The sequence below is a fragment of the Melaminivora alkalimesophila genome (genome assembly GCF_000282995.1).
Classification (GTDB): Bacteria; Pseudomonadota; Gammaproteobacteria; order Burkholderiales; family Burkholderiaceae_C; genus Melaminivora; species Melaminivora alkalimesophila.
The window spans coordinates 1-720 of the sequence record NZ_ALEE01000495.1 but is presented as its reverse complement, the minus strand read 5'-3'; the positions used below and the strand labels follow the sequence as shown (position 1 = coordinate 720).

The following is a 720-nucleotide window of genomic DNA, read 5'->3' as shown; positions in this document are numbered from 1 at the left end:
CGCTGGCCACCGCGGCCGGCGCCGCCGGGCTGGCGGTGGGCTGGTGGCTCGGCCGCCGGCGCTGAGCGCGCGCAAACGGACCCGGGTCGCCCCCCATCCTGGCGCACAATCGGGCACTTCGTGCCCTTTTTCGGAACAACCGCCCATGCACATCGCCCCGGACACCGCCGTCACGCTCAGCTTCCGCATCACCGATGCCGCCACCGGCAAGCCGCTCGATGCCGGCCACGTCGCCTACTTGCACGGCGGCTACGACAACATCTTCCCCAAGGTCGAGGCGGCCCTTGCGGGGCTGGGGGTGGGGCAGACCGCCAGCGTCGAGCTGGCCGTGGACGACGCCTTCGGCCCGCGCGACGAGTCGCTGGTGCGCACCATCCCGAAGAGCGAGTTCCCGCCCGGCGTCAAGGTCGGCGGCCAGCTGCAGGGCCCGGGTGCCGACGGCCGTCCGCAGGTCTTCCACGTGGTCAAGATCAAGGGCCCCGAGGTGCACCTGGACGGCAACCACCCGCTGGCCGGCCGGGCGCTGCGCTTCGACTGCAAGGTCACCGAGGTGCGCGCGGCCAACGCCGAAGAGATCGCCCACCGCCACGTGCACGGCGGCCACGGCCACCACCACTGAAGGCGCGCCGGCGCCGGCCTTCAGAAGCGGCGCAGCAGCGCCTGGCGCAGCAGCCGCGAGGCGCGGTCGCGGATGCGCAGCGGGCTGCGCCCCGGCCGGGG

At 74.4% G+C, this 720-nt stretch carries 1 protein-coding gene; it reads left to right on the top strand.

Translation table 11 applies throughout. The annotated features are described in order from the left end of the window. Positions 1-145 precede the first annotated feature (145 nt). Positions 146-619 (top strand): FKBP-type peptidyl-prolyl cis-trans isomerase, encoded by a 474-nt coding sequence (locus A612_RS09695; protein ID WP_019374300.1) that lies wholly within the window; start codon positions 146-148, stop codon positions 617-619. The last annotated feature ends 101 nt before the right edge of the window (positions 620-720 follow it).

Coding starts and splice junctions, on each gene's coding strand:
- A612_RS09695 (WP_019374300.1), top strand. CDS start 146: ATGCACATCGCCCCGGACACCGCCGTCACGCTCAGCTTCCGCATCACC.